Source organism: Kitasatospora sp. NPDC005748 (assembly GCF_040630735.1).
Taxonomy (GTDB): domain Bacteria; phylum Actinomycetota; class Actinomycetes; order Streptomycetales; family Streptomycetaceae; genus Kitasatospora.
Genome location: NZ_JBEXYD010000001.1, coordinates 364,799 through 373,651, shown reverse-complemented (window position 1 = coordinate 373,651; position 8,853 = coordinate 364,799). Strand labels below are relative to the sequence as shown.

Sequence of the window (8,853 nt, the reverse complement as noted above, 5' to 3'; positions counted from 1 at the left end):
AACGCTCGGCTGGGAAACCCCAGCCGAGCGCCTGCATAAACTCATCGCGGCCTGATCAAACCGACCACGTGTTGCAACGACCCCTAGAAACCGCCGTGTCGGTCTCCGGGGGCCTGCGTCCGTGCCGGTCCGTCAGGGGCCGTACACCTGGAACTCGGAGAGCTGGCCGGCCGGCCAGCCGGTGTTGCCGGTGAAGGTGAGCCGCAGGTGGCGGGCGGTCGTCCCGGGCACCTGGACGGTGACGGTGTTCCCGGTGGCCGGGTCGAAGCGGTACCCGGCCGAGGGCTTGACCGTGCTCCAGGAGCCGCCGTCGGTGGAGGCCTGGACGGTCAGGGTCTGGGTCCGCGCCTCCCAGCCGGGCGGCAGGGTGAGCACCAGTCGGCCGACCGCGACGGGGCTGCCGAGGTCACCCGTGATCCACTGCGGGAAGGCGTTGTTGGCGCTCTCCCAGTAGCTGGCCCGGTCGCCGTCGTCGGCCCGCTGCGGGGGGTAGACGTCGGTGTAGCTGCTCGCCGCGATCGCCCTGCCGTGCAGCAGGTCCACCGTGCCGGGCGGCGTGGTCGGGGTGGGCGTGGTCGACGGGGTGGTCGACGGGGTGGGCGTGGGGGTGGGCGTGGTCGAGGGGCTCGGGGTGCCGGACGGGCTCGGGGTGCCCGGGCCGCCGCCGCCCGGCCGGCCGCCGTAGGTGAACTGCGGGGCCGGCCAGGTGCCGCCGCAGGTGGAGCCCGCCCAGCCGGAGTTGCCGCCGCCGTCGGTGATCCGGAAGCCGGCGCCGACGCAGTTGTGGGTCGGGGTGGCGGACTGGGCGATGTTGCGGGCCTTCACACCGGTGAACCGCATCGTCGACTCGGCCTGCGCCTGGATGGCGTAGGTACCCGCGCCGTCGATGGTCACGCCGGTGAAGGCGATCCCGCTGGACGAGCCCTCGATGGTCTGGATCGCCTCGTAGGAGCTGTCCAGGATGTCGGTGTCGCCGATGGTGATCGCGGCGCCGCTGATCGGCTCGTTGAGGCCGCTGAACCAGACCGCCCCGACGCCGAAGTTCCAGTTGTAGTCGCTGTTCCCGGTCCGGATCAGGGTGTTCCGGAGCGCGTTGACGGTGCCCGCGACGGCGGTCCCCCAGCCCGAGCCGACCCCCGGGTACCGGTTGGCGATGTGCAGGCCGCCGCCGTTGCTGACGGTGTCCGCCATCACGTTGTCGGAGATCGTGAAGTCCCGGCCCCCGTACGTCACGATGTTGTTGGCCAGCACGGGGACGACCACGGTGTTGTGGGTGAAGCTGTCGCCCACGTTGGGGACGCGCTCCGGCCAGGAGGCGAGGCCGTCGTCACCGGTGTTGCGGACGAAGGTGTTGGTCACCGTCGAGTTCGTCACCCCGGTGTGGAAGTTCACGCCGTCCGCGGTCTGGTCCAGGATGCGGCTGTTCCGGATGGTGAACCGGTCCATCGGCCCGTCCATCCAGGCGCCGACCTTGGTGTGCTGAATCCACAGGTTGTCCACGGTGGAGTCGCTCATCGCCCCGCCGAGCGCGTTCACCTGGTCGTCGTCGACCCGCTCGCGGATGTCGCCGATGACGGCGAAGTCCCGGAGGGTGACGTTCCGGCTCGGTCCGTTGGCCTCCTGCGGCCGGACCGCCCCGCCGTAGCCGCCGCCCGCCACGTACTTGCCGTAGATCCCGGCGGCCCGGTTGCGGTTGACCGGGTCGCGGCCGCCGAGCACGCTGTACCAGGGCCCGGCCCCGGCCAGGGTGACGCCGTCCACCACCACGTGGTCGTACAGCGTGTAGCTGCCCGGCGGGATGTAGACCGTCCGGCCCTGGGCCCGGCCGGCGTCGACCGCGCTCTGGAACCGCGCGGTGTTGTCGCCGGCCCCGGTCGGGTCGGCGCCGAAGTCCGCCACCACGTCGATCGCCCCGGCGGGCTTGCCGATCGGCGCGCCGACCTGCTCGAAGTCGGCCAGGTCGACGGTGAAGGCGGGGGACTGCGCGGTCGAGGACACCTGCAGCCGGATCTTCGTGCCGGCGGGCAGCGAGGAGCCGAACATGGTCCGGGTCTCGTCGTAGAAGTGGTGCGGGTCGGTGTCCCCGGGGTTGTTGTTGAAGGGGTAACCCCCGTAGTACCAGCCGTACTTCGAGGTGACCGGGACGGACTTCAGCTTCGACCCGTTGACCAGGAGGTCGATCGAGGCGTCCCGGCCCCGGCCGTCCGCGTTGTCCGGCAGGCTGTAGCGGAAGCTCATCGCGTCGGCCGGGGCGGTCAGCGTGAACTCGACGTACTGGCCGGTCGCGGACAGCGTGACGGCCTGGCGGCCGGAGGCCTCCGAGGGGAGTGTGCCGTAGCGGCGCTCGGGGCCGATCACCGTGCCGTTGGTGGCCGCGAACTCGGCCTCCTGCTCCTTGAACTTCACGGCGGCGCCCCGGCCGGGGACGTCCAGCGGCGAGAGGGTCGGCACGGCCGCCGCGTGCGCGGGCTGGGTGGTGACGGTGAGCAGGGCGGCCGCGGAGAGGGCGGCGGCGGTCAGCGCGGCGAGCGGTGCGCGCAGCCGGCGGAAGGCGGGAGGTGGCATGGGCGACGTCCTCACTGGCGTGGGTGGGAGGCCGAGCGAGGGGAACACTAGGGGCGCCTCTGCATGAAGTCCATGGATATGCGCAAAATATTGACAGTCGCTCCGCAAGAAGGGAGGGGTTGGGGACCGAGCATGCCGCGGGGAGCGCCCGACCGACGATCCGGCAGGCACGCCCGGAGCAGGTCATCACCACCGCGTCGCCGGCCCCGGCCCGACGCACTCCCGCGCCGCGCCGACCAGGACGAGGTGGAGCGCCAGCAGCGCGAGCGTCACGGGGTGTCCCGCTCCTTCACCTGCTCCAGGGCCGCCAGCAGGGCCGAGGCCTCGTCCCCGCTCATCCGGTCGACGAAGTGCAGCAGGGCCCCGGCCCGGTCGGAGGTGGTCTCCAGTGCCTGGTGCATCAGTTGGGCGGTGTACGCCTCGCGGGTGCAGGTCGGCTCGTACACCCACGCCCGGCCGACCTTCTCCCGGCGCAGCCACCCCTTGGTGTGCAGGATGTCGGCCACGGTGGTGTAGGCGAGCGGCCGCCGCAGCAGCAGGTCGTCGACGATCTCGCGGGCGGTGGCCGCCCGGCCCCAGGACCAGAGCCGGTCCATGATCTCGGCCTCCAGATCGCCGAACCCGCGCAGCACCGCCCGAACGCCCCTTCCATCCGCACCCGGCCGCCCTGCCCGGCCGCCCACCGGCCCATCGTACGGGCGGCGGCCGAGGTGCCCGTCCGGCGCTCTCCCGGTGGGCGCGGTGGAGCCGTTCGGGCACCGGCGGGGGTCCGGCGTGCCCCGGGCGGGCGGACGGGCGTAGAACGGACGGAGCGCCGGAGCCGACCGGAGCGCGCGAACCGGAGGAGGTACAGCTGTGTGGAGCGACCCCCGGCACGGCCCGCTGGTGCCGATGCTGCTGTTGCTCACCGTCGTCACCGGGCTGGTGGACGCGGTGAGTTACCTCGCCCTCGGGCATGTCTTCGTCGCCAACATGACGGGCAACGTGGTCTTCCTGGGCTTCGCCCTGGCGGGCGCGGCCGGGTTCTCCGCCACCGCCTCGCTCACCGCGCTGGGCGCGTTCCTGGCGGGCGCGCTCGCCGGTGGCCGGCTCAGCGAACGCCTGCCCGGCCACCGGGGCCGGCTGCTGGTCGTCTCCGCCGCCGTCCAGGCGGTGCTGCTGGCCCTCGGCACGGCCCTGGCGGCGCTGGCCGGTCACACCGGCGAGCCCGCGCGCTACGCGCTGACCGGTCTGCTCGGGTTCGCGATGGGGCTGCAGAACGCCGTCGTCCGCTCCCTCAAGGTGCCCGACCTCACCACCACCGTGCTCACCATGACCCTGACCGGCCTGGCCGCCGACCTGGCCGGGATCCGCCGCTTCGCCTCGGCGGTCTGGATGTTCGGCGGCGCCGTCCTGGGCGCCGCGCTGGTCCTGAACGCCGATGTGCCGATCGCCCTCGCCCTGGCGCTGGCCCTCCTGGTGGCCGTCGCCGTGCTCACCCACCGGGCGTCCGCCGGCCTCCCCGCCCCGGCCTGGACCGGGTGGGATGGCGGGTCCTGAGGCGCCGACGGGCGGGCGGAGCACCCGGACCCGGACCCGGAGCCGGTCCGGGCGGCGGACTTCGGGGGCCGCCGGGCCGGCCCGGCGACCCCCGGCCGGGGTCAGTCGCCCTGCGCCCCGTCGGGGCTGTGGCTCGCGCGGCCGCTCCAGAGCGGTTCGAGCCTGCTCCAGGACCGCTGCCAGGCGAGGTCGGCCCGCCGGTCGAGGGTCCGCAGGCGCAGGGCGAGGGCGGCCACGACGCCCGCGCCGACGACGGTGAAGCCCGCGAGGCCCACGCAGACCGCCTCGATCGCCACGCCCGCCCGGGTGGTCGGGGGATCGGTCACCAGACCGGCCTCGTCCACCCAGACGGGGACGGTGGTTCCGACCACGGCGGTCCGGTGCACCTCGATGGTGCCGGTGCGCCACTGCCCGTTCGGCGCGGTCCAGGTGGCCTCGGCGGCCACCCTGCCCTGGTAGCCGCCCGCCGAGCGGCTTCCCACGGCGGCTCCGTGCCGGTCGGTGGAGAGCACGATGGCGTCGACCCGGCGCAGCCGTGCCAGGTCCGCGTCGGCGTCCCGCCCGACGGTCCGGTAGCCGAGCAGCGCGCCGACGACGGCGGCGGTCAGGGCGAGCAGGATCGCCAGCGCGGCCGTGCACCAGGCCCGGCCGCGGGACCGGTCCAGCGGTCGGACCAGGGGGGAGCGGTGGCTGCCGAGGGCCTGCCGCAGCTGCCGTCCGGCCCGCCGCGGGAGCGACGCGGGCCGGACCGGGCCGGAGGTGCTGGACACGATGCGTGCTCCTCGGGTGGTAGGTCGCAGCGGCGCTCGGGCGCCCGGCCGGGATCGTCCGCCGGGCTCCGGCTCTCAATCTGCCTCCGCTCCGGCCGCGGCACAAGAGTCGTGCGCCCTCGTACCGCGGCGCCCGCCCGCCGACCGGCCGTCAGGACCGGGGCCCGCCGCGCGACCGGGACGTTCGGCCCTCGGCGCCGGAGGGGTGCCCGGGGCAGGCTGGTGGGTGCCGCGTCCGAGAGGTGTCGGGACGCGGTCGGCCCGGCCCGCTGTGGGGGGCAGGTCGGGCCGCCGGTGTGGCGCGGGAGGCGGTGTGGGGCCGCCTCCCGCTCACCGCCCCGCCGGTTCCCGGGAGGCCGATTCCCTCCGACGGATCAGCTTCTTCGCAGCTCGGAGCCGTATTCTCGCCAGCTATACACTCGGGGTATACGTCGGGTGTATGGTCCTCTCATGAGTGTTCCCCTAACCCTTCTCGGGCTGCTGGAGCGAGAGCCGAGCCATGGCTACGACCTCAAGCGCGACTACGACACCTTCTTCGGCCGCGGCAAGCCCCTGCCCTACGGCCAGGTCTACGCCACGCTCGGCCGACTGGCCCGGGACGGCAAGGTGGTGCCCGGCGAGGCCGAGCCCGGCGACGGCCCCGAGCGCAAGCGCTACGTGATCACCGAGGCCGGTGTGACGGAGTTCGAGCACTGGCTCACCGAGCCCGTCGCGCCCGAGCCCAGCCTGCAGACGGTGCTCTTCACCAAGGTGGTGCTGGCCCTGATGCTCGGCCGCGACGCCGAGGTGTACCTCGACACCCAGCGCGCCGCCCACCTGCGGCGGATGCGCGAACTCACCGAGCTGCGCCGGGGCGGCGAGCTGGTCGACGCCCTGCTCGCCGACCACGGGCTGTTCCACCTGGAGGCCGATCTGCGCTGGATCGACCTGACCACCGCCCGCCTGGACGCGCTCGCCGAGGCGGTGCGGTCATGACGCCGCTGATCGAGGCCCGCGACATCACGCTCGCCTACGGCGAGACCCCGGCCCTGCGCGGCGCGAGCCTGGCCGTCGCCGCCGGTGAGGTGCTCGCGATCATGGGCCCCAGCGGCTCCGGCAAGTCGACGCTGCTGCACTGCCTGGCCGGCATCCTCACCCCGTCCTCCGGCGAGGTCCTGTTCGACGGGCAGCGGATCGACACCATGAACGAGGCCGGGCGCAGCGCCCTGCGGCGCGACCGGTTCGGCTTCGTCTTCCAGTTCGGCCAGCTCGTCCCCGAGTTGACCGCCGAGGAGAACGTCGCGCTGCCGCTGCTGCTGAGCGGCACCCGGCGGGCGGCGGCGCTGGCCGAGGCCCGGCCCTGGTTCGCCCGGCTGGGGCTGGACGGCCTGGGGAAGCGCCGCTCCGGTGAGCTGTCGGGCGGTCAGGCGCAGCGCGTCGCGCTCGCCCGCGGCCTGGTGGCGCGCCCCCGGGTGCTGTTCGCCGACGAGCCGACCGGCGCGCTGGACTCGCTGACCGGTGAGCAGGTGATGGAGCTGATGGTCGGCGCGGCCCGCGACCAGGGCACCACCGTCATCCTGGTCACCCACGAGCCCCGGGTCGCCGCCTACGCCGACCGCGAGGCGATCGTGCGCGACGGCCGGGCCACCTCGCTCTCGGCGGACCCGGTGGGCCGATGATCGCCTTCGCGCTGCGCCTCGCCGTCAGCGGCGGGCGGGAGGCCCTGGCCCGGCTGGCCGTCATCGCCGCCGCCGTGGCGATCGGCGTCGGTCTGCTGCTCTCCACGCTGGCGAGCATCAACGCCGTCGGCGAGGCCAACGACCGGGCCGTGTGGACCAACACCGGCGCGGCGAGCCGGACCGAGACGGCCCCCGTGGACCCGCTCTGGTGGTGGGCCCACGGGGACTACTACGACGGCGAGCAGATCCTGCGGGTCGACGTCGCCGCCACCGGGCCGACGGCGCCCGTCCCGCCGGGGCTCGACGCGGTGCCCGCGCCCGGGGAGTACTACGTCTCGCCCGCGCTGGCCGAACTGCTGCGCAGGACCCCGGCCGGCGAGCTGGGCGACCGACTCCCCGGTCGGCTGGCCGGCATCCTCGGCGACGCGGCGCTGCCCTCCCCGGACTCGCTGTTCGTGGTGGCGGGCCGGACGGCGGCGGAGATCTCGACCGTGCCGGGGGCGCGGGAGGTCACCACCATCGCCACCGCCCTGCCGCCCAGCTGCGACAACGACTGCCCGGGGCCGGGCACGCGCGGCGACGCCATGACGCTGATCCTCTCGGTCGTGGCCGGGGCGCTGATCTTCCCGGTGGTCGTCTTCATCGGCACCGCCACCCGGCTCTCCGCCGCCACCCGCGAGCAGCGCTACGCGGCGATGCGGCTGGTCGGCGCCACCCCGGGGCAGATCTCGCTGATCTCGGCGGTCGAGTCCACGGTGGCCGCCGCCGTCGGCACGGTCCTCGGGTTCGGCCTCCACCTGGCGCTGCGGCCGCTGGTGGCGACCGTCCCGTTCACCGGTGACCGGTTCTTCCTCGACGACCTGACGCTCACCCCGCTCCAGGCGGTGGCGGTGGCCGTCGGCGTTCCGGTGGCGGCGGCGGTCGCGGCCCGGCTGGCGCTGCGCCGGGTCACCGTCTCCCCGCTGGGGGTCACCCGCCGGGTCACCCCCAGGCCGCCGACCCACTGGCGGCTGGTCCCGCTGCTGGCCGGCCTCGCCGAGCTCGGCTTCTTCGTGAACCGCCGCCCGGACACCACCGACCAGCAGACGGCGGCCTATCTGACCGGCTTCCTGCTGATCATGCTCGGGCTGGTGGTCGCCGGGCCCTGGCTCACCATGGTCGCGGCCCGGGCCGTCGCCGCCCGCACCAGCCGCCCGGCCACACTGATCGCGGTGCGGCGGCTCGCGGACGACCCCAGGACCGGGTTCCGCTCGGTCGCCGGGCTCGTCCTCGCCCTCTTCGTCACCACGGCCACGGTCTGCATCATCGGCACCATCAACGAGAACCGCGGTGCGCTCAGCGGGGATCCGCAGACCCGGGTCGTGGTGGAGCACGGCGCGATGGTCGACGAGCCGCCGATGACGGACGCGCTGCCGGAGCGACTGCTGGCGGACCTCCGGGCGGTGCCGGGGTTCCGGGGCCTCACGGTGGGCCACGACAACCCGCGGGCGCTCGGCGCGGAGCCGGGCGAGCGGCCCGGCTTCTCCCCGAGCCTGGTGCTCTGCGACGACCTCGCGCAGACCCCGGTGGCCGGCCACTGCCCGGCCGGTGCGAGCGTCGCGGGTGTCCCGCAGTGGGCCTTCCTGGACCTGAGGTCCAATGCCGCGCACGAGTGGCCGGCCGCGCCGGTCTCCGCCGAGGAGGCGGCCGCGCTCCCGGTGCGCAACGTCTACGTGTCCACCGACGGCTCCGTCGCGGCCATGGAGCGGACCCGCACCCTGCTGACCGAGGCGTACCCGCAGTACCGGGCGCGGACGGTCGGCGACTGGGGCTCCAGCCAGCAGAAGCAGCTGGCCGGCTGGCGGCAACTGGCCAACGTGGTGCTGCTGACCACGCTGCCGATCGCCGGGTGCAGCCTCGCGGTCAGCGTGGTGGCGGGCCTCTCGGACCGCCGGCGCCCGTTCGCGATGCTACGGCTCACCGGGGCGCCGCTCGGCCTGCTGCGACGGGTGGTCGGGCTGGAGAGCGCGCTGCCGCTGCTGGTGGTGTCGGTGATCGCGACCGGCACCGGGTTCGGGGCGGCGGCGATGTTCCTCACGTCGCAGATGCACTACGACCTGGTGTCCCCGGGGGCGGTGTACTTCGCGCTGGTGGCGCTCGGGCTGGCGGCCTCGCTCGGGATCATCGCCTCGACGCTCCCGCTGCTGAGGCGGCTGACCGGCCCGGAGGCGGCCCGCAACGGCTGACCCGCCCTCAGCCGGCCCGCCCACGGCCCGGCCCGCCCATGGCTCGGCCCGCCCACGGCCTGACCCGCCCACCGCCGAACTGCCCACCGCCGAACC

At 74.8% G+C, this 8,853-nt stretch carries 7 protein-coding genes; 4 read left to right on the top strand and 3 right to left on the bottom strand.

Annotated elements, in window-relative coordinates; genetic code table 11:
- Positions 1 to 132: 132 nt before the first annotated feature.
- Together ABZ495_RS01430 and ABZ495_RS01425 are read right to left on the bottom strand one after the other, a co-directional pair.
- Positions 133 to 2,565 (bottom strand): discoidin domain-containing protein, encoded by a 2,433-nt coding sequence (locus ABZ495_RS01430; protein WP_359833884.1) that lies wholly within the window; start codon positions 2,563 to 2,565, stop codon positions 133 to 135.
- Positions 2,566 to 2,834: 269 nt separating this feature from the next.
- Positions 2,835 to 3,194 (bottom strand): BlaI/MecI/CopY family transcriptional regulator, encoded by a 360-nt coding sequence (locus ABZ495_RS01425; protein ID WP_359833895.1) that lies wholly within the window; start codon positions 3,192 to 3,194, stop codon positions 2,835 to 2,837.
- A 262-nt stretch (positions 3,195 to 3,456) separates the two neighbouring features.
- Between ABZ495_RS01425 and ABZ495_RS01420 the strand changes: the two genes are divergently transcribed.
- Positions 3,457 to 4,104 carry a YoaK family protein gene (locus ABZ495_RS01420; RefSeq protein WP_359833894.1) on the top strand — a complete coding sequence of 216 codons (648 nt, stop codon included), beginning with the start codon at positions 3,457 to 3,459 and terminating at the stop codon, positions 4,102 to 4,104.
- 101 nt (positions 4,105 to 4,205) lie between these two features.
- Here ABZ495_RS01420 and ABZ495_RS01415 read toward each other — a convergent pair whose 3' ends face one another.
- Positions 4,206 to 4,874 (bottom strand): hypothetical protein, encoded by a 669-nt coding sequence (locus ABZ495_RS01415; RefSeq protein WP_359808111.1) that lies wholly within the window; start codon positions 4,872 to 4,874, stop codon positions 4,206 to 4,208.
- A gap of 450 nt (positions 4,875 to 5,324) precedes the next feature.
- On the opposite strand from ABZ495_RS01415, the gene ABZ495_RS01410 reads away from it, so the two are divergent.
- From ABZ495_RS01410 to ABZ495_RS01400, 3 genes are read left to right on the top strand one after another with little or no spacing between them, the layout of a single operon-like run.
- Positions 5,325 to 5,849: a PadR family transcriptional regulator gene (locus tag ABZ495_RS01410; protein WP_329486549.1), complete on the top strand. Its 525-nt coding sequence runs from the start codon at positions 5,325 to 5,327 to the stop codon at positions 5,847 to 5,849.
- On the top strand, positions 5,846 to 6,532 hold the full coding sequence (locus tag ABZ495_RS01405) for an ABC transporter ATP-binding protein (RefSeq protein WP_359833882.1): 687 nt from the start codon (positions 5,846 to 5,848) through the stop codon (positions 6,530 to 6,532). The genes ABZ495_RS01410 and ABZ495_RS01405 overlap by 4 nt, the downstream gene beginning before the upstream one ends.
- Complete coding sequence (locus ABZ495_RS01400; RefSeq protein WP_359833879.1) at positions 6,529 to 8,757, top strand: FtsX-like permease family protein; 2,229 nt, start codon at positions 6,529 to 6,531, stop codon at positions 8,755 to 8,757. The genes ABZ495_RS01405 and ABZ495_RS01400 overlap by 4 nt, the downstream gene beginning before the upstream one ends.
- Positions 8,758 to 8,853 lie beyond the last annotated feature (96 nt).

Coding starts and splice junctions, on each gene's coding strand:
- ABZ495_RS01430 (WP_359833884.1), bottom strand. CDS start 2,565: ATGCCACCTCCCGCCTTCCGCCGGCTGCGCGCACCGCTCGCCGCGCTG.
- ABZ495_RS01420 (WP_359833894.1), top strand. CDS start 3,457: ATGCTGCTGTTGCTCACCGTCGTCACCGGGCTGGTGGACGCGGTGAGT.
- ABZ495_RS01410 (WP_329486549.1), top strand. CDS start 5,325: ATGAGTGTTCCCCTAACCCTTCTCGGGCTGCTGGAGCGAGAGCCGAGC.
- ABZ495_RS01405 (WP_359833882.1), top strand. CDS start 5,846: ATGACGCCGCTGATCGAGGCCCGCGACATCACGCTCGCCTACGGCGAG.
- ABZ495_RS01400 (WP_359833879.1), top strand. CDS start 6,529: ATGATCGCCTTCGCGCTGCGCCTCGCCGTCAGCGGCGGGCGGGAGGCC.